This is a genomic window from Desulfobacterales bacterium, assembly GCA_029211065.1.
Lineage (GTDB): Bacteria > Desulfobacterota > Desulfobacteria > Desulfobacterales > JARGFK01 > JARGFK01.
Genome location: JARGFK010000039.1, coordinates 1 through 19472 on the forward strand (window position 1 = coordinate 1; position 19472 = coordinate 19472).

The following is a 19472-nucleotide window of genomic DNA, read 5'->3' on the forward strand; positions in this document are numbered from 1 at the left end:
GGGAATGTGGATAAAGTCAAGTACTCGATCCATGACGCAAGAACGCCGGCGATGCTGCACGTGCTGAAATTTTTGGACAAAGCACGCGCAAAGTCGAGGTTCTGGCGACAAGGCAGTATTTGGCCTCAGCGTTTTGCGATCGCAACTTGAGCAAGAATTTTCTTGCACGATTAAATTCTGATGAAAAATCATAAGCTTATTCGAATCGATATAATCATGAATACTTCTTAAAATACTTTTTTGTGGTAGAAATTGGAGATATCGAGGTAGAAAAGAGCAACTATCGGTATATGTAAAAATGTAAACCGAGTTGACTCAAAAAGGGTTTTATGTGCAAAATTCAGGTGCCAATTCCATAAAAAAACATTCAAATGTTCCCGGGCTGGATCTTGTAAACCTTTTTGAAAGAGCCCTGCTATTTTTTGTGCTGGGTAACGGCGATGCCCATTTAAAAAATTTCTCACTTCTTAAAAAGGAAGAAGTCGGTTACTCAGTGTCACCGGCCTATGACATCGTCAACTCCAGGCTGGTACTCCCTGAAGAGAAAGAAGAAATGTATCTCAGTCTTCAGGGGAAGCGAAATAATATTTCAAAAAAGGATTTCCATGGACTATCTGAACAGTTGGGTCTGAACAGTAAACAGGTCCATAACGCTCTGGAACGATTGAGCGGGCTCAGATCTCCCATAGAGATGATGATCGAGGAAAGCTTCTTAGAGGAACGATTGAGGAGCAGGTTTCTTGAGATTTTTAAAGAGAGAATGAAAAGAATTTTTGAGTAAAAAAGATAGTACCGGGTATCAGCCGGGCTCAAAAACCTGAGATGTCTGACATATGTGTAAAACTAAGTTTCTCATCATAGCTTTTGAATTTCTTCTTTCAGCAGGCAGCAGGCAATTTTGTATGCAGGAGACCCGTCCGTGTTGTAGCTTAGATTGTCGGGCTGGATGATTTTGTTCATGACGCACCCCTCGGGAATATCCAACTGGAAAAGATCGCATTCATTGATCTTGTCTGTGGGGGTGAGGCGGTCGTTGACAAATGCCAGACTGTGAACGGGAAAATCTTCACACAGGGGGCAGCGGTAAACCCTGCCGTTGGGAAAGATGAAATAGTTGTCGGCCACCTGCCCGGCGCATTCAAATGGTTCTTCGGGCGAGAGATAGACCTTGGGATATGTTGCGGTGATGCCGAGGGCGGCGGCTGCCCGGGCCGCTGCCGGAACGATGCAAAGCCATTCATCCCGGCCGATCTGCATTTTTTGCTGTGCGGGATCGGCGGCTTTCCCTCTGATGCCGATGACCTGTATAAAAAACCGGTCAATTCCCAGTTCTTTTAACAGGTGCGGCATTTTCACAAGTTCGGCGATGTTGTCCCGGCTGACGGTGTAGATCAGGCTTGTTTTGAATCCATTGTAAACCGCCTGGCTGATTCCGGTGAGACACTGTTTATAGGAACCCGTTCCCCGAATGCGGTCATTCATCTCCTCAGTCGCGCCGTCCAGGCTGAAGCTGAAATAGTCCACGTCTTGGGGGGTTACCTTTGCAAGGATATCGTTGAACAGGTATCCATTGGTGTCGACGGTGATGGAGCGGTATCCCAGGGCCCTGGCTTTTTTGATGCAGCGCGAAAGGTCGGGATGCAGGCTGGGTTCGCCGCCCAGAAAGACCACATTGATGTCCTTGCCGGCCGAGATAAAAGCGGTTACAGTGGTTAACCATTTTTCAATGGTTTTGTAGGACAGGGTGTTTTTGCCGTGCTGGGCAGGATTGATGTAACAGTGGCGGCACTTCAGGTTGCAACGGGTCAGGATGTGAAAGAAAACGTTGGCGGCATTCTTCGCAAAGGAAACCGTTGAGTCCATTTATTGCCTGCCGGTTTCCTTTTTGATTTGAGATAATTCATCGTTGATGACCCGCAACCGGCCGGATAAAAATTCCGCAAACATTTTGTAAAGCAGCAGCAGAAACTTGGTTCTCTGGTCCGGTGACGACAGGCTGTCCTCGCCATAGGGGTCAAATGCCAGGCAAACGGTTTTGCCCTCGGCATAGACGGAGGCTGATCGCGCCAGGCCGTCCAGCATCCTCATTTCACCGAAAATTTCGCCGATTTTATCAATGATGGCAAGTTCCATCCCCTTTTTTTCTATGCGCACTTTGCCGGACAGCAGAAAGTAAATCCAGGTATCCTGTCCGCCTTCTTTTATGATAGGTTCTCCGTGCTCATACTCCCGAATTTTGCTCAACCGGATCAACTGGCCCAGGTACTTTGTTTCGAATTTTCGCAAAGGCGCGATGGTCATCAGTTTCTGGATATTCTGGACGCTGTCTTTTAAGTATTTTGATTCGATCATATTTCCTCCGGGTGATAGATAGTGCCGGCGATCTGAATCGCTCAAAGCAATTCAGTTGATTATAATAAAATTGCTAACATCTTTCAAGGCAATCCTTGGATAACAGTTCGTAAAATTCTACCGGATAACAGCCGTCAAAGCAAGCTTTACAGAAGTTATATTCCGGATCTTCAACGCCGGTTGCCTGGAGAAGCCCGGGAAGGCTTAGATAATAGAGCGAATCCAGACCCAGAAAATCACGCAGTTCCTCAACCGACATGCGGGCGGCAATCAACTCTCCTTTCGTGGAAAAATCGATTCCGTAGTGACAGGGAAATCGGTGTGGGGGGCCGCTGACGCGCATATGGACCCGTCCGATCCCCAGTTCACGCAAGGCTTTGACGCGTGTTTTGGCGGTGGTCCCCCGGATGATGGAGTCTTCAATGATGATGATGTCTTTACCTTTCAACAATTCCTTAACCGGATTCAATTTGATGCGGACGCTGAAGTCCCGCATGCTCTGGGTCGGCTGGATAAACGTGCGCCCGACGTAATGATTTCGGATCATGCCCATTTCAAACGGAATCCCGGAAGCCTCGGAGTAACCGAGGGCGGCATATGTACCGGAGTCGGGAAACGGCATGACCAGGTCGGCCGATACCGGGGCTTCTTTGGCGAGCTGGCGACCGTGCTCTTTTCGGGTCAGGTAGACATTTTTGCCGAAAATGGTGCTGTCCGGGCGGGCAAAATAGATGTATTCAAAGATACAAAACGTTTTGCGGGAAGGGGTTTGCGGCCGGATGCTTTTTACGCCGTCTTTACCGATGATAACGATTTCGCCGGGATCGATTTCCCGCACGAATTCGGCCTGTACCAGGTCCAGGGCACAGGATTCCGAGGCCAGCACATAATGACCGTTCAGTTTTCCCAGGCACAGCGGCCTGAAAACGTGGGGATCCTTAATTCCGATAACTTCGCCGTTGCTGGTCAGAACGACAAATGAGAAGGCGCCTTTTAATTTTGCGACACTCTCAACAACAGCCTGTTCAAACCCGAATTTTAAATTTTTGACAAAAAGGTGCAGAAAAATCTCGCTGTCCATGGTGGTCTGAAAGATGGAACCGGAGCTTTCCAGCTCATCTTTCAATGTGGGCGCATTGACTATATTGCCGTTATGGGCCACGGCGTATGACCGCTGACTGTGGTGCACCACAAACGGCTGGGCATTAAAAAGGAGCGAGCTTCCGGTGGTGGAATAGCGAACATGGCCGATGGCGCTCCCGCCTTTAAGTTGCGCCAGGTGGGCATCGTCAAAAACCTCCGGCACCAGCCCCATCCCTTTATGTGATGTCATATGTTTGTCCCGGGCAACGGCAATGCCGGCACTTTCCTGCCCCCTGTGCTGCAGGGCGTACAACCCGAAATAAGTCAGCCTGGCGGCTTCGGGGTGATCATAGATGCCGAACAGGCCGCAGGCCTCGCGCGGCTTTTCTGAAGATATCATTGGACGTGATACTCCTGTATGGGTTTAACCGAAAGGCGCTGTTCCTTTAAAGCTGAAATTCCCTTGCACATGGCCATGGCGCCGGCAATGGTGGTGGTATAGGGGATGTTGAACTGGACGGCCGCGCGCCGGATCAGATAACCGTCACGCCGGGGCGTGTCGCCAAGGCCGGTGTTGATAACAAACTGAATTTTTCCGTTTTTAATGGCATCGACAACATGCGGCCGGCCCAGAGAAACCTTGTTGATGACGCTGTTGGGAATTCCCTGTGATTCCAGAAACGCGTGGGTCCCGTCGGTTGCGATGATATCGAAACCCATTTGATGAAACTGGGCCGCCACCGGCAGGGCCGATTTTTTGTCCGCTTCTTTGACGCTGATAAAAACCGTTCCGCTCAGGGGCAGATTCTGGCCGGCGCCGAGCTGGGCCTTGGCGTAGGCGGCCCCAAAGACCGTATCAATGCCCATTACTTCTCCGGTCGATTTCATCTCCGGCCCCAGCAGGGTATCGACACCGGGAAAGCGGTTAAAGGGAAGCACCGCCTCCTTGACCGAAACATGGGCGGGGATGATTTCCTTGGTGAGGCCGAGCTGCCGGAGACTGCGGCCGAGCATGACCTTGGTTGCCAGCTTTGCAAAGGGCACGCCGGTTGCCTTGCTGACAAAGGGAATGGTTCGGGATGCCCGCGGATTAACCTCCAGGACGAACAGCCGGTTTCCTTTAATGGCGTATTGAACGTTCATGAGCCCCACCACTTGGAGTTCTGCCGCCATGGCTTTGGTAGCGGCAGCAATGGCAGCGAGCATCTCTTTGCCGATGCTGTATGGCGGGAGCACGCAGGCGGAATCTCCGGAATGGACACCGGCAGCTTCGATATGTTCCATGATTCCGGCGATGATGGTGGTGGTTCCATCCGAGATGGCATCAACGTCCACTTCCAGCGCGTCTTCAAGAAATTTGTCGATCAGGACCGGGTGTTCCGGCGACGCCAGGATGGCCAGCCGGGTAAAATTTTCCAGCTCCTTGGGTTGGTAAACGATTTTCATGGCCCGGCCGCCCAGGACATAGGAAGGCCGGACGATCACCGGGTAGCCGATTTTCTCAGCGACAGTGCAGGCCCCCGCCACATTCAGGGCCGTGCCGTTGGCCGGTTGGACCAGGCCCAGTTTTTTCAACATGGCTTGGAAGTGTTCCCGGTCTTCGGCCCGGTCAATGCTTTCCGGCTGCGTGCCTAGAATCGGCACGCCCGCCCTATACAGGGGGACGGACAGGTTCAGCGGGGTCTGGCCGCCGAATTGCACGATGACCCCCAGGGGCTTTTCCATCTCAACGATATGCAGGACGTCTTCTTTGGTCAGCGGTTCAAAATAAAGCTTGTCGGAGGTGTCATAATCCGTGCTGACCGTCTCCGGATTGCTGTTTACCATGATGCTTTCGACGCCCTCTTCACGCAGGGCAAAGGAAGCGTGCACGCAGCAGTAGTCAAACTCGATGCCCTGGCCGATGCGGTTGGGACCGCCGCCCAGGATGATCACTTTTTTCTTGTGGGAAAGCCGGGCTTCGTTTTCAGTTTCATAGGTTGAGTAGTAATACGGCGTGGCCGCCCTAAATTCTGCGGCGCAGGTGTCCACCAGTTTGTAGGTGGGCGCTATGTTCTGCTCCCGGCGGAGTTTTTTGATGCTGTCTTCGGTCACCCCTTTAAGATACGCCAGTTGAATATCTGAAAAACCGAAAGTTTTGGCCTTTCTCAGGAGGGGCGTCGGCAGATCGCCGGTGGCTGCGGCGATTTGTTTTTCCAGTTCCAAGATCTGCTGAAGTTGATGGAGAAACCAGGGGTCGATGTGCGTCAGTTGATGGATCGATTCAATCGTCATTCCCTTCAACAGGGCGTAGCGCAGGAAAAAAATCCGCTGGGAGTTGGGGGTCGCCAGCTTTTGTTCGATCTCCGGAAGGGTCAGGCCGTTCTCGCCCGGCTGAGACAGGTCAACTTCCGGGGTAAGATCCTTTCCATCGCCGCCAAAACCAAATCGGCCGATTTCAAGGGAACGCAGCCCTTTTTGCATGGCCTCTTTAAAGGTCCGGCCGATGGCCATGGTTTCCCCCACGGATTTCATGGCGGTTGTCAGATAGTCTTTGGTTTCCGGGAATTTTTCAAAAGTCCAGCGCGGAATTTTGACGACGCAGTAATCGAGGGTCGGTTCAAAAGAAGCCAGGGTTTCACCGGTGATGTCATTGGGGATTTCATCCAGGGTATAGCCCACCGCCAGCTTGGCCGCGATTTTGGCAATGGGAAAACCGGTGGCCTTGGATGCCAGGGCGGAGCTGCGGGACACCCGGGGGTTCATTTCAATAACAATCATTTCCCCATTTTTAGGGTTGACGGCGAACTGTACATTGGATCCGCCGGTATCAACCCCGATTTCGCGCATAATGGCAATGGTGGCATCGCGCATGGCCTGGTATTCACGGTCGCTGAGGGTCTGGGCCGGGGCCACGGTAATGCTGTCGCCGGTGTGAACCCCCATGGGGTCCATATTTTCAATGGAGCAGATGATGACCACGTTGTCATTGTGGTCCCGCATCACTTCCAGCTCATATTCTTTCCAGCCGATAACCGACTCCTCCAGCATGACCTGGTTGATGAGGCTGGCGTCCAGGCCGGACTTGGCGATTTCGAGCAATTCTTCGGGATTATAGGCGATCCCGCCGCCGGTGCCGCCCAGGGTGAAGCTCGGTCGTACGATGAGGGGGTAGCCGATCTCATCGGCAGCCGCCGGCGCGGCGTTCAGGTCCGTGACGATAACGCTGTGGGGAACCCGCAGACCGATTCTTGCCATGGCTGCGCGAAAAAGATCCCGGTCCTCGGCTTTCTGGATGGCGTCAAGGGAGGCACCGATCATTTCAACCCCGTATTTATCGAGAACCCCCATTTTTGCCACCTTCACGGCCGTGTTGAGACCGGTTTGGCCGCCCAGGGTGGGCAGCAGCGCGTCCGGCCGCTCCTTTTCGATAATCATGGCAACGGATTCGGGGGTTACGGGTTCGATATAGGTTCGATCCGCCATTTCCGGGTCGGTCATGATGGTGGCGGGATTGCTGTTGAGCAGCACGACCTTGAAGCCTTCTTCGCGCAGGGCTTTACACGCCTGGGTGCCGGAATAGTCAAATTCGCAGGCTTGGCCGATGATGATGGGGCCGGCGCCGATGATCAGGATCTTATGTAAATCGGAACGTTTAGGCATTTTTATCCATCATTTTAGCAAAATCATCAAACAGGTATTTGGCGTCATTGGGTCCGGGAGAAGCTTCCGGGTGGTATTGCACGGTGAAAATCGGAAGCGTGCGATGCCGGAATCCCTCCAGGGTGTTGTCATTCAGATTGATATGGGTGATCTCGATATCTTTTTCCGGAAGGCTGTTTTGATCAACGGCAAAACCATGGTTTTGAGAGGTTATCTCAACGCGGCCGGTGAGAAGGTTTTTGACCGGCTGGTTGGCGCCGCGATGCCCGAATTTTAGTTTATAAGTTGTGCCGCCCAGGGCAAGCCCCAGCAATTGAATCCCCAGACAGATGCCGAAAAGGGGGCGATAATCCAACAGGGCCTTAATGGTGTCGATGGCATAACCAATCGGTTCCGGGTCGCCGGGACCGTTTGACAGGAAGATGCCGTCCGGCGCCATGGCCCTGATCGCCTCCGGGCCGGTGGCGGCCGGTACCACCACAATTTCACAGCCGACGGATTCCAGGGAGCGTAAAATGTTATACTTGACGCCAAAATCAAATGCGGCCACCGCGTACTTTGCCTTGCGCCGGCGCCAGATGTTTTTGTCGAGGGGGGGTTGGGCGGTAATCGCAACGGGTTTTCCGTCCTCCCAATAGTAAGGCCCGGGGGTGGTCACCACGCTGGCGAGATCCTGCCCCGCCATTGCCGGGATTCTTTTGGCCCTGAGAACAAGGGATTCAGGATCCAGGTCCTGGGTTGATATAACCGCCCGCATGGCCCCTGCGGTACGAATATGCCGCGTCAAGGCCCGGGTGTCGAACGCTTCGACGCCCAGGATTTTCTGGGCGGCCAGGTAATCGGCCAGGGAAGCGGTCGCTCTGAAATTGCTGTAAAACGGCTGGTATTCCCGGACCAGAAAAGCGGATACCTGTATCCGGTCGGATTCAACATCTTCCGGGTTTACACCGTAATTGCCCACCAGGGGATAGGTCATGGTGACCATCTGTCCCCGGTAGGATGGGTCGGTGAGCACTTCCTGGTATCCGGACATGCCGGTGTTGAATACGACCTCTCCGGAAGCCTCCCCGGGTCCGGTAAAGGACCGGCAGGGATAGGTGCGTCCATCTTCAAGGGCGAGTAGTGCATCCATTGTTTTTAAAGCTCCAGGGCCGAAGAGACCAGTCACATTCTAAGCCTGTTGGGCAGAATTTGCGTAAAATTCGAAATCCGAATATCGAAATTCGAAACAAATTTGAATACCAAATGCTCTAAAATAGTATTCGTGTTTTTCAGCTGCCTAATTGTTTGGACCATTTGAATTTTGGTTATTCGGTATTGTTTCGTACTTCGGATTTCGTGCTTCGGATTTCGCACCATTGCGATTCATGAGTCCAAATCTTTTGATTTCCAGGCATAACTTTAAAGGATTGACCTTAAGTCCATATCTTCAAACTCTTCCTGCCAGTCCGTTCCGTATTCTTCGGAGGCCGTCGATTCCATTGCCAGAACATCCAGCTTGACGGCTTGTACTTTACGATAAACGTCGCTATATTGCCGAATTTTGCCGGCGACTGTCAACAGATCATTTTGGATTGAAATGCCGAACAGTTTTTCATTTTCCTCTAAATAAGGCAGAATCAGGTTCCAGTCGGCGGGGGTTAAATTGACAATTTCGCCGCCGTTTAACTGGTTGTCCACCACCTTTCGATGGGGATCGCGGATATAAATAGCGCCCCCCGAAGCCAGTGAAAAAAGGTTGGATCCGGGATAGGGGGCTTGCTGCTCCCGCAGGGCGCCGTCTTCACTAAACTCCATGCCGTTTAAGATCACAAATCCGCCGCCTTTGAGGGGATCGCCGGCCATGAAGGATTCGGCCAGATAATCGAGGCAGGTACCGTTGATGACCACCCGCGGGCGGCCGACCGCATTGATCAGGGGGCGGCCGGCGGCATTTCCCATCACAAAAACCGTGCCGCCCTTGGCGCCGTACATGAACGTCTGGCCCACGTCGCCATAAACAACCAGTCGGCCGCTTTTCATGATCTGCCCCAGCTGGTCCTGGCCGTTGCCATGAACCATTATTTGGGGTCCGTCGATTCCGGAAGCCAGGTAATCCCCGGAGCTGTCATAGACATCCATGCGGACGTCGTCTGCTTTTTCCCCCAGGCCGCAGCCGCAGAAGCGCTGCCCCCTGTAACCGTAAAGGATAAATTGTCGCCAGCCCAGCCCGTAAGCCGCACAAATCAGCCGGGAGTCGCATTCTTCCCCCTCCGGCGGGAATTTAGCTGCGTCAAGGACCAGGATTTTTTCAACTCCGCGAGGTGCGCGCAAGGTGTTGCGGGTCTTCCAGTCAATATGCCGATAGCTGCCCGCGCCGGTATCCTTCAGCGGGGGTGATGCATTGAAAATGGCGGTCAGGCTGTCCCGCAGGATTCGCAGAACCGAGCTGCGTTTCAGGTTGCCGGTGGGGTATCGTCTGTCGTTGAGGAATGTGAGGGCGGCGATGGCTTTCGCTTTGTTTTCGTCGCTGATTTCGGCCTGTTTTTCCAGTTCCCGGCAGAAATATGTCAGCGTGTTAAAATCCCAGCCGGACAGCTGCCTGCTGCAATTCTGTATAAAAGCGGACAGGTCCGGGGCCGCAAAGCCGGCTTTAACCGAACCGGAGATTTCTTCGGCTTTATCGGGTGCGGAAATTTGGGGGGTATATTTATAAAACAGTTGGTCCTGCAGGGTCTCCACCGCTTCGCCGAATTTGTTGGTGCAGGTGAGCTTTTTAGAGCCGTCGCCCTTACCGGCATCTGCCACCGTGAACAAAAAGGCCCCGCCGTCTGCGGCACTGCCGCCCCGGGCGTTCCAGTATTTATCGGCAATGGGGCTGAAACGGGGGTCTTCCGCCGCCAGGTTTTGCAGGGTGGCATCGATGGCCTGCTTTTCGGAACAGATCAGGCCGATCTGCACGCCGTCTCCTTCCTGCAAGGCAAACACCTGGGGCCTCAGCATGGCCGTATCGGTAATGCCGATGAGCTGAAAAAAGTTCTCATAGGGATTGTTGCGGGCGATAATGAATAACCAGGGACCGTCAGGCGATCCATGGACGTGGTGGGACTGGATCTGCCGATAGACCTGCTGCCTGTCCGCCGGGAGCAGGTCAAAATCATGCTCGCTGGTGGGGGTCATGGCTTCAATGATGTATTCGATGGGGTATTCAAAGGTCCGGTTCAACAGGTCCAGCAGCAGGACCGACACTTCGGTGTCGGTGAGAAACTGGGGGAAAATATTATTTTGCTTCAGATATTCCGCAACCGCATGGTAGTTTGCAAAATCGCCGTTGTGGACCAGGGCTTCGTCCATTCCGATAAACGGATGGGCGCCGCCGGGATGCCAGACGCGTCCTTTGGTGGGATAGCGCTGGTGCGCAATCCAGCCGTGCGCTTTAAAATCTTCTAAAAGATAATACTGCGCCACCTGTTCGGCATAACCGACAATTTTAAGAATCATGATGTTGCGGCCGTGCGAAAGGACAAACGCTTTTTGGTCCCCCAGCGAGGCATAAAACTTCTGATTCAGCTTAAAGGAGTTCTGGTAGATGAATTCATCCTCAGCCTTGCGCGGGTCCATATCCGCCAGACCGTTTTCAGCGATAAAGCGGTCCAGCACATCTTTTTTTACCCTGACAAAATAGCGCCAGACATCGGGGGGCTTGACCTCCAGTCCGTCAATGTCACGGTATCAGTATCTGGAAAAAGAACAAGCCGCTGTTTGCGGGCAACAAGTATGCCGGTATGTCCCAGGAAGCGCTCTATGGCATCGGCGGCATCCTGAAGCACTGCCGCGCCCTGTGCGCTTTTACCAATCCCACCACCAATTCCTACAAGCGATTGGTTCCCGGGTTTGAGGCGCCGGTGAATCTGGCCTATTCCGGCCGCAACCGTAGCGCTGCGGTCCGGCTGCCCATGTATTCCACCTCGCCCAAGGCAAAGCGGATCGAGTTCAGAACACCGGATCCTTCCTGCAACGGCTATATCGCATTTTCGGCTATATTAATGGCGGTGCTGGATGGGATTGAAAATAAAATAGACCCGGGCGACTCTCTGGATAAGGACATCTACAATCTGCCGCCGGAGGAACTGGCACAGATCCCGTCTGCCCCCGGATCGCTGGAAGAGTCCCTAGCGGCCCTCAAAGATGACTGTGCATTTCTCAAAAAGGGGGATGTCTTTACCCAGGATGTGATCGATATGTGGATTGAATACAAAACTGAAAAAGAAATCAATGATGTCAAGCTTCGGCCGCATCCCCATGAATTTTTCCTCTATTACGATATATAAATCACCTATCTGCCAATAGCAGGCAGCCCGTATCCAATATACGGGCTGCCTATGACATTTGTGTGAAAAAATTCAAATTCCAACAAAGCAAATATACTCTGGGTAAACCAGGCCGGCCTCCATATGATCGTATATTTACCATTTGCATTAAATCCAAAAACACAGTAAATAATAATAATACTGATTACTGAAAGTGGTCATAACGCCCGTTGAGAAAATTTCCTTTGTTTTGTAGACAATCCAGTAGTTATAGCGATTGCCAAAAATACATTCCGATTCAGCCGCCGGATAATTCCGTTTCAATCGGCAAAAACTCGCAAATAAAAGCGCGTAACAATTGAACCCGGCGAGGATATCAAGGCCATTTAAAGCGTATCAATTTTTGAATAAATTTAGACAAATGGATAATGTTCAATTGAACGCGCTCTAATTTGCTCAGACAGTTTGCCGACTAAAACAGAACCATCCGGCGGCTGGCGTAGCAGATATATGGAGATCATTCAACTGGAACATATTTGTGACAACAACTATAAATCCAGATGGCACATTTGACGGAGCCTTTATCTTGAAAAAGAGTTATCAGCCCACTCTCCTTGAAACCGGTCTGAGTCTGCTGGTGGTGGCCGCTCTCATCGGGATCGGTGCGGCTATTTATCGTACCCAATCTGATTTTAACCCGGCTGTCAGCGTCGGCCGGATGGCGCCTGGGAATATTCTACTGCCAGTTGCAAGCGGCGGTACCCCCGCCGGGACAGGGTGGAGTGGGCTTTTACCGGCCATGGCGACACTTACGCCGCCGGAGGTTTTTGTGGCGGCCAATTTGTCCGATAAAATTAATGGAAAAGCGGATCTCTACCTGACGGCAGGGTTTCGTCAGCTCATGAGCCAGCGGTTTAAAATGGCCGGCGACGAAAATAACTGGCTGGAAATTTTTGTCTATGACATGGGCGGCTTGCAGAACGCGTTTTCAGTTTTCAGCCAGCAGCGCCGGGAAGATGCCGTTGCGGCTGGATTCGGGCGATTTTCCTACCGAACGGAAAATGCCCTGTTCTTTTTACACGGCCCTTTTTATGTGGAAATCATCGGGTCCGGGGCAACGGAGTCGCTGTTAGAGCAGATGCGCATCTTTTCGCAGAATTTTATCCAAAGCACTCCGGTAAGCGCCGGGAAGCTGGAAGAGCTGGAACTGTTTCCGGCGGAAAACATGGAGCCCAACAGCCTGGTCCTGATTGCAGACGGCGGGTTCGGTTACGACCGCTTTAATCAAATTTTTACAGCCGGCTACAGTGACGGCGACCTCCGCATGACGGCCTTTCTTTCCCGGCGCAGCAGCCAGACGGAAGCGCAGCAGCTGGTCCAGGGGTATCACGATTTTTTAATCACATATGGCGGCAGGGTCGTAACAACAGCGCTGCCCCTAAAAGATATTCAGGTGGTGGATATCCTGGGAAATTATGAACTCTTTTTTGCCCGGGGGCACTATCTGGCGGGGGTGCATGAAGCTGCGGACAAAGAACAGGCCGAACAATTGGCGCTTTTATTGGACAAAAAGCTGAGGGAGGGGACCGGTGACCCCAAGTAACGAACCAGACAAGCTGCTTGACCGGCGACGGTTTCTGATACGATCGGCCAAGGCAGGTGTGTCGGTAGCAGCAGCCTGTTCGGCCGGATATCTGTTTTATGACCGCGGCGGCGCTATCGAGCCGCAGGAACCGGAACCGGTCCGGCTGCCGGACTTTGCCGTACCGACAATGAAAGGCCGGATGAGCGTTGCCCAGGGGCCGGACCGGGTGAAGTCCCTCCGGGCGGCATTAAACAACCTGGGGGGCATGGCCGCGTTTATCAAAAAAGGAGACCGGGTACTGCTCAAGGTGAATGCCGCCTTTGCTTCACCGCCGGCGCTGTCGGCCACAACTCATCCGCAACTGATTAGCGAGACGGTGCGCCTGTGTTTTGCGGCCGGCGCGTCAACGGTTGCGGTAACGGACAACCCCATCAACGATCCCATGAGCTGCTTTCGTCTGACCGGCATTGAACAGGCCGTCCATGAAGCCGGGGCGGAGCTGTTCCTGCCCCGGGAACCGTATTTCAGGCCGACGACCCTCACCGGCGGCAAGCTCATTAAAGCCTGGCCGCTGCTGTATGAACCCTTTAAAGGGGTCACCAAGCTGATCGGGATGGCGCCGGTCAAGGATCACCACCGCAGCGGGGCATCCCTGGGCATGAAGAACTGGTATGGTCTTCTGGGGGGGCGCCGTAATATTTTTCATCAGGATATTCACACCATTATCCAGGAGCTGGCGCTGATGGTCAGCCCGACCCTGGTGATTCTGGACGGCACCATCAGCATGATGACCAACGGCCCCACGGGCGGGTCCCTTTCGGATCTCAGGCGGACGGACACCATGATTGTCAGCACCGACCAGGTGGCCGCCGATGCGTTTGCAGCCAAACTGCTCAACAAGACCGCCGCCGACCTGCCGTTTATTGCCAGGGCTGCGGCAGCGGGGGCGGGAACGGTCGATTATGAGAGTCTGAGGCCGGTAATAATTCAGGCTGAAGGCTGAAGGCAAAAGGCTAAAGGCTAAAGGCAAACAAACAGGTTGAGGCTGAGGTTGAGAAAAGGCTAAATTATGAATTTTGAATGATAAATTTTAATTTTTCTCTCACAGAGTCCACAGCGGCACAAAGTTTTTAATCAGAATCTTTGAGAAGGGAAGATTTTGATTAACCGCCAACGCGTTGCGTTTATTCCATGCCGAAGGCTGATGGGTTTGCCTGATTTTTCCATCTCAAGAAATCGGGCAAAGATTAATTTCAACCATCTGTGTCCTCTGTGAGCTTTAGCGATCCCGCTTCTGCGGGAGAGCGGGCGAGTGGTTTATTATTTAAATTTTGATGAACTCGTAAAAAGTACTCCAATTGTCATGCCGGACTTGATCCGGCATCCAGAACCGTCTGAAATTCTTGGATTCCCGCCTTCGCGGGAATGACGAAAGAGGCGCATTTTCGACTTTTTACAAGATCATCAATTTTGGTGTTTGAAATTTGGGATTTAAAAGGACATGCGAATCGTAACCGCCAGACGCATCAGCCAGATTTTCTTTTTAGTCGTTTTTTTGTGGTTTTGCGAGGTGGCCACTCTCGGCGAGGCCCCGTGGCAGCTGCGCGGCTGGCCGGTCAACCTGTTTCTATATTTGGATCCCCTTGCCGGGTTGGGCATGCTCCTGACGACCCATACGCTGTATGCCGGTCTGTTGTGGGGGGTGGTTACCGTGGTCTTGACGATCCTGTTGGGGCGGTTTTTCTGCGGCTGGCTGTGCCCCTTTGGGACGATTCATCAGTTTGTCGGGTTTGTGGGGAAGGGTAAAAAAAAGATTGCTGCAAAAATCGATTTAAATCGCTACCATCGCGGCCAGAGCGTCAAATACGGATTGTTGATATTTATCCTGACGGCTGCCATGGCCGATCTGGCCCGCTATCTGGTAAGTCTGCCCCAGGGAGAACCCCGGATTTTCTGGCTGATATTTCTCATTTCTCTTGCGGCTGTCGCCGTTTTCGCGGCTTTAAAAATGGACATCCGCCCCAAAAGAACGGTTCTGTTGCTGGTCATCATTTTCGGGAGCTGGTTGTTTATCGGTTCGGCCCTGCGGGGGGACCGACTGCTGGCCGCTTCACTGCAGTCCGGTCTGCTGGACCCTATTTCGCTGCTCTATCGCTCGGTAAATCTGGTTTTGCTGCCGCTTCTGGACGGAACGGTTTTTACGCTTTCAGCCAGTACTCGCTATTATCAGGGGGCATGGCTGCTCGGGGTTATTTTTCTGGCGGCGGTGCTTTTGAATCTGAAAAAACCCCGCTTCTATTGTCGCTATGTCTGCCCGCTGGGCGCTCTTTTCGGCGTTCTGGGCCGGTTTGCCCTGTGGCGCATCGGAAAAAGTGAGAATTCCTGCGGCCGTAGCTGCCATGTGTGTGAAACAAACTGTGAAGGGGCCTGCGCGCCGTCGCAACAAATTCGGATCAGCGAGTGCGTCCTTTGCTGCAACTGCCTGACGGACTGCTTTAAACAGGAGATTGGGTTTCGCACGGCACCGTCCGCATCCGGTGAGATTCTCACACCGGATGTGTCGCGGCGGGCTTTTCTGGTTTCGGCCCTGTCCGGCGCTGCCGCCATCCCCATGATTCGACTGAGCGGCCAGGTCGCCGGTCCCAACTGGACCGCGGAACTTGTCCGGCCGCCGGGAGCACTGGATGAACAGGCGTTTCTTGACCGGTGTATCAAGTGCGGCCAGTGCATGCGGCTCTGTCCCACCAATGTGATTCATCCGGCCGCCCTTGAGGGCGGCCTGGAAGGATTGTGGACGCCGATATTGAATTTTCGGGTCGGTACCAGCGGCTGCCAGCTCAACTGCATTGCCTGCGGCCATATCTGTCCCACCGGCGCTATTCGACCGATCACGTTGGATGAACGACTGGGGCGGAACCGGTTTGCCGAAAAGGGACCCATTAAAATCGGAACGGCTTTTATTGACCGGGGGCGCTGTCTGCCCTGGGCCATGGACAGGCCCTGCATCGTTTGTCAGGAGAACTGTCCGGTCAGCCCCAAGGCGATCACCACCCGGAACCATTTCAGCCCGGTCGAGGGTCTTGGGGATCTGGCGGTTCAGGCCGCTGATATGGGGCAGATAACGATTGCCGGCGGCCGCCTTGAACCGGGTCGATATACATCCGGGGATTTTTACTGCCGCATACGCGGCTGGCCGGAAGCACCGCCGCGCGCGATTATTGAAAATGCCGAATCCAGCCTGACGCTTTCTTCCCGGCAGCCCGGGTCGGCATTACCGCCGTCCGGCAGCCGGATTGAAGTCGTGGTCCGCCTGCAACAGCCGTACGTGAATCCTCGGCACTGCATCGGGTGCGGGATATGCGAGCATGAGTGCCCTGTCAGGGGGAAGCGGGCCATCCGGGTAACCGCCGACAATGAAACCCGGACAAAAGAACATGCCTTGACACTGTCGCCGGCATAAAAAAGCTTGATATCGGAAAAGGAGGACTTATTTTCTACAAGTTTAAAAATAAACGGTTCAAGGTTCAAGGTTTAGGGCTGAAGGCAAAGGGTACAAGGAAAAGTTCCAAATACCAAATCGCAAATATCAAACAATGACCAATAATCAATGACCAAAATTAAAAAAATCGATTTTGTTTGGAATTTGGAGCTTGAGCTTTGGGATTTGTTTGTAATTTGATGCTTGGGTTTTGAGATTTAAGCCTTCAGCCTATACATTTTAAACTCAAGAAACTTAAGGAATCCTGTATATGACGATTGCAGAAAAAAAGTGGACCCGCCGGAATTTTTTAAAAACAGCCGGTGCTGCCGGGGTTGGGTCGGTTCTGACATCCCTGGGAGAAAAGCCCGGGGCACTGGCGGCAGAAGACATGAAACAGTCTACCGTGCCCCAGCGTCCTTTTGGCAAAAGCGGGATAAACGTTTCCATCCTTTCCCTCGGCGGGATGTTTAACACCTCATCAAATCAGCTCTTGCTGAAACAGGCCGTTAATTGGGGGGTGACTTACTGGGACACGGCCGACTGCTATGGGTGGAGCGGAAGCGAAAAAGGAATCGGCAAATACTTCAGCCGCTTTCCGGAAGACCGGCAGAAAATCTTTCTGGTAACCAAGTCCGATGACCGCGACCCGGAGGGGATGTCCCGGCTGCTGGCGCGTTCCCTGGAGCGCATGAATACCGACTTTGTGGACCTCTACTTTATCCACGGCATTTCCGGCATCGATGAACTGAACAACCGGACCCGGGCCTGGGCGGAAAAGGCCAAGGCAGACGGAAAAATCCGACTGTTTGGTTTCAGCACCCACGGCAACATGGAAGAATGCCTGCTGGATGCGGCTAAACTGGGCTGGATCGACGGCATCATGATGACCTACAATTACCGCCTGATGCATTCCCCGGAAATGAAGCGGGCTGTGGACAGCTGTATAAATGCCGGCATCGGTCTGACGGCCATGAAGACGCAAGGGGGCGGTTCGGTCTATACAAGTTCGGAAGCCGAGTTGAAACTGGCCGGCCGGTTTGTGCAAAAGGGATTTACCGACGCCCAGGCCAAGCTCATGGCGGTTTGGGAAAACCGGCAAATCTCCAGCATCTGTTCGCAAATGCCGAACCTGGCGCTTCTGTCGGCCAACACGGCCGCAGCGCTGAACCGAACGTCACTTTCCGCCAGCGACCGGAAGTTCTTGCGGCAGCATGCGAATGCGACCGCTTCGGCCTATTGCACCGGGTGTTCAAAGATTTGCGAAACGGCTTTGGGGGGCCGGGCGCCTGTGGGCGATGTCATGCGCTACCTGATGTACAGCCGCAGCTATGGAGACCGGGATTACGCTGCCGGTCGGTTTAATGAAATTCCACAGAAAACCCGGAAAAAAATGCCGGGCCTCGATTATTCTCTGGCAGAAGCACGCTGTCCCCGTAAAGTTCCCATTGGAAAGCTGATGAGGGAGGCGACTGAAGAATTCGCCTGAACATATGTGTCCGCCTTCTATAAAAAAAACTTAAATGGCGAGGAAAGAAGCGATGAGTACCAAACTGGATTTTCGCGTGTTAAGTGATTTGAGTTATGGATTGTATATCGTTACCTCCAAGGATGAGGACCGTCTGAATGGCCAGATCATTAATACCGCCATCCAGGTGACGGCTGAACCGCCGCGGGTTGCGGTGATCATCAACAAAAAGAATCTAACCCATGAATTTATCCTGAAGAGCGGCGTATTCGCCGTATCGGTTCTGGATAAATCGGCGCCGTTAAAATTTTTCGGGCCCTTCGGGTTCCGCTCCGGTCGCGAAATCGACAAGCTGGACGGCATTCACTTTAAAAAGGGAATCACCGGATGTCCGCTCCTGATTGAACATTGTCTCTCGGTTATGGAGGCCAAAGTCTATGATAAAATTGATCTGGGGACCCATACGATTTTCGTGGGTGATGTTTTAACAACAGAAATGTTAAAGCAGGGAACCCCTCTTACGTATCATTTCTACCGGGAAGAATTGAAGGGAAAATCATCTAAAAATGCGCCGACTTTCGCTCCCGTGAAATAATAATTATTAACCTGAACCTCAGCCTCAACCTGTGATGCTTCTCAATTAAAACAGCCAGGTGGTGCGAAACGAGGATGAGTTAAATTGTCTTGATTGCAAATGGAGGTGATTATGGCAAAACCCGAAGAGATGTATCAATGCCAGACGGTCAATTGCGGGTGTATTTACGATCCGGACCGCGGGGACCGCAGAGGCAAAATTGCCAAAGGGACCCGTTTTGAAGAAACCCCTGAAACCTGGTGTTGTCCGGTTTGCGGGGCCGGCAAAAAGTGCTTCAGGCCGCTTGCAGGGCCGGGGTCCACTTTGGAAGAAAGCAAATAAAACCTGCAGCATTAATGTAAAAACCCGAACGTTAGGTTCAATTATTTAAACCAGCAACCGAAAGGAGAAAATTAATGAGTCAGTCAGAAAAGAATTTAAAGGAAGCATTTGCCGGGGAGTCACAGGCCAACCGTAAGTATCTTGCGTTTGCAAAACAGGCTGAAAAAGATGGATATCTCCAGGCCGCCAAACTGTTCCGCGCTGCCGCGGAGGCGGAAACCGTACATGCCCATGCGCACCTGCGGACCCTGGGAGAGGTCAAAAGCACGGCCGACAATCTGAAAGGGGCCATCTCCGGTGAAACCTTTGAATTTAAAACCATGTATCCGGACATGATCAAAACAGCCGAAGCGGAAGGAAACAAGGCGGCCCTTCGCAGCTTCACCTTTGCCAATGAGGTTGAAAAAATCCATGCCAAATTATACCAGAATGCGTTGGACAACCTGAGTTCCCTGCCGGAAGCGGATTATTATGTCTGCTCGGTTTGCGGCTATACCTGCGAAAACGAAGCGCCCGATACCTGTCCGGTCTGCAGTGCCAAGAAAAAGGCGTTCTTCAAGGTGGATTAATTTAAGCAGCACTGTAATCTAAAAAAAGCAAAAACCCCGTCCGGTGGCGGGGTTTTTTTGTTTGGCAACACCGGAAATTTTTACATGCCG

General features: G+C 52.7%; 15 protein-coding genes. 9 read left to right on the forward strand and 6 right to left on the reverse strand.

Going from position 1 to position 19472, the window contains the following annotated elements; all coding sequences use genetic code 11:
- Nucleotides 1-331: 331 nt before the first annotated feature.
- Complete coding sequence (locus tag P1P89_10455) at nt 332-781, forward strand: HipA domain-containing protein (protein ID MDF1591924.1); 450 nt, start codon at nt 332-334, stop codon at nt 779-781.
- Between the two features lie 74 nt (nt 782-855).
- Here the strand turns inward: P1P89_10455 and P1P89_10460 are convergent, their stop codons facing one another.
- From P1P89_10460 to P1P89_10485, 6 genes are all read right to left on the reverse strand, one after another.
- Complete coding sequence (locus P1P89_10460) at nt 856-1863, reverse strand: radical SAM protein (GenBank protein MDF1591925.1); 1008 nt, start codon at nt 1861-1863, stop codon at nt 856-858.
- Nucleotides 1864-2352 carry a cyclic nucleotide-binding domain-containing protein gene (locus P1P89_10465; GenBank protein ID MDF1591926.1) on the reverse strand — a complete coding sequence of 163 codons (489 nt, stop codon included), beginning with the start codon at nt 2350-2352 and terminating at the stop codon, nt 1864-1866.
- Between the two features lie 73 nt (nt 2353-2425).
- On the reverse strand, nt 2426-3835 hold the full coding sequence (purF, locus tag P1P89_10470; protein ID MDF1591927.1) for an amidophosphoribosyltransferase: 1410 nt from the start codon (nt 3833-3835) through the stop codon (nt 2426-2428).
- On the reverse strand, nt 3832-7077 hold the full coding sequence (gene carB / locus P1P89_10475; protein MDF1591928.1) for a carbamoyl-phosphate synthase large subunit: 3246 nt from the start codon (nt 7075-7077) through the stop codon (nt 3832-3834). Before carB ends, purF begins: the two co-directional genes overlap by 4 nt.
- Nucleotides 7070-8209: a glutamine-hydrolyzing carbamoyl-phosphate synthase small subunit gene (gene carA, locus P1P89_10480; protein ID MDF1591929.1), complete on the reverse strand. Its 1140-nt coding sequence runs from the start codon at nt 8207-8209 to the stop codon at nt 7070-7072. Before carA ends, carB begins: the two co-directional genes overlap by 8 nt.
- Nucleotides 8210-8478: 269 nt before the next feature.
- Nucleotides 8479-10716 carry a hypothetical protein gene (locus P1P89_10485; GenBank protein MDF1591930.1) on the reverse strand — a complete coding sequence of 746 codons (2238 nt, stop codon included), beginning with the start codon at nt 10714-10716 and terminating at the stop codon, nt 8479-8481.
- Nucleotides 10717-10793: 77 nt separating this feature from the next.
- Here P1P89_10485 and P1P89_10490 point away from each other — a divergent pair, with 77 nt between their 5' ends.
- The 8 genes from P1P89_10490 to P1P89_10525 all read left to right on the forward strand — a co-directional run bounded on the left by P1P89_10490 (nt 10794) and on the right by P1P89_10525 (nt 19382).
- Complete coding sequence (locus tag P1P89_10490) at nt 10794-11387, forward strand: hypothetical protein (protein ID MDF1591931.1); 594 nt, start codon at nt 10794-10796, stop codon at nt 11385-11387.
- Nucleotides 11388-11952: 565 nt separating this feature from the next.
- The gene (locus P1P89_10495; protein MDF1591932.1) at nt 11953-12969 is read left to right on the forward strand and encodes a hypothetical protein; all 1017 of its coding nucleotides are present in this window, start codon (nt 11953-11955) and stop codon (nt 12967-12969) included.
- Nucleotides 12956-13954: a DUF362 domain-containing protein gene (locus P1P89_10500; protein MDF1591933.1), complete on the forward strand. Its 999-nt coding sequence runs from the start codon at nt 12956-12958 to the stop codon at nt 13952-13954. The genes P1P89_10495 and P1P89_10500 overlap by 14 nt, the downstream gene beginning before the upstream one ends.
- A 498-nt stretch (nt 13955-14452) precedes the next feature.
- Nucleotides 14453-16411 (forward strand): 4Fe-4S binding protein, encoded by a 1959-nt coding sequence (locus P1P89_10505; GenBank protein MDF1591934.1) that lies wholly within the window; start codon nt 14453-14455, stop codon nt 16409-16411.
- 289 nt (nt 16412-16700) lie between these two features.
- Nucleotides 16701-17918 carry an aldo/keto reductase gene (locus tag P1P89_10510; protein MDF1591935.1) on the forward strand — a complete coding sequence of 406 codons (1218 nt, stop codon included), beginning with the start codon at nt 16701-16703 and terminating at the stop codon, nt 17916-17918.
- A gap of 52 nt (nt 17919-17970) precedes the next feature.
- A complete protein-coding gene (locus tag P1P89_10515; protein MDF1591936.1) occupies nt 17971-18492 on the forward strand; it encodes a flavin reductase family protein in 522 nt (173 codons plus the stop codon).
- Nucleotides 18493-18603: 111 nt separating this feature from the next.
- Entirely contained in the window at nt 18604-18813 is a 210-nt protein-coding gene (locus P1P89_10520) for a rubredoxin (GenBank protein MDF1591937.1), read from the forward strand.
- Nucleotides 18814-18887: 74 nt separating this feature from the next.
- A complete protein-coding gene (locus P1P89_10525) occupies nt 18888-19382 on the forward strand; it encodes a rubrerythrin family protein (protein MDF1591938.1) in 495 nt (164 codons plus the stop codon).
- The last annotated feature ends 90 nt before the right edge of the window (nt 19383-19472 follow it).

Coding starts and splice junctions, on each gene's coding strand:
- P1P89_10460 (MDF1591925.1), bottom strand. CDS start 1,863: ATGGACTCAACGGTTTCCTTTGCGAAGAATGCCGCCAACGTTTTCTTT.
- P1P89_10465 (MDF1591926.1), bottom strand. CDS start 2,352: ATGATCGAATCAAAATACTTAAAAGACAGCGTCCAGAATATCCAGAAA.
- purF (MDF1591927.1), bottom strand. CDS start 3,835: ATGATATCTTCAGAAAAGCCGCGCGAGGCCTGCGGCCTGTTCGGCATC.
- carB (MDF1591928.1), bottom strand. CDS start 7,077: ATGCCTAAACGTTCCGATTTACATAAGATCCTGATCATCGGCGCCGGC.
- carA (MDF1591929.1), bottom strand. CDS start 8,209: ATGGATGCACTACTCGCCCTTGAAGATGGACGCACCTATCCCTGCCGG.
- P1P89_10505 (MDF1591934.1), top strand. CDS start 14,453: ATGCGAATCGTAACCGCCAGACGCATCAGCCAGATTTTCTTTTTAGTC.
- P1P89_10510 (MDF1591935.1), top strand. CDS start 16,701: ATGACGATTGCAGAAAAAAAGTGGACCCGCCGGAATTTTTTAAAAACA.
- P1P89_10515 (MDF1591936.1), top strand. CDS start 17,971: ATGAGTACCAAACTGGATTTTCGCGTGTTAAGTGATTTGAGTTATGGA.
- P1P89_10520 (MDF1591937.1), top strand. CDS start 18,604: ATGGCAAAACCCGAAGAGATGTATCAATGCCAGACGGTCAATTGCGGG.
- P1P89_10525 (MDF1591938.1), top strand. CDS start 18,888: ATGAGTCAGTCAGAAAAGAATTTAAAGGAAGCATTTGCCGGGGAGTCA.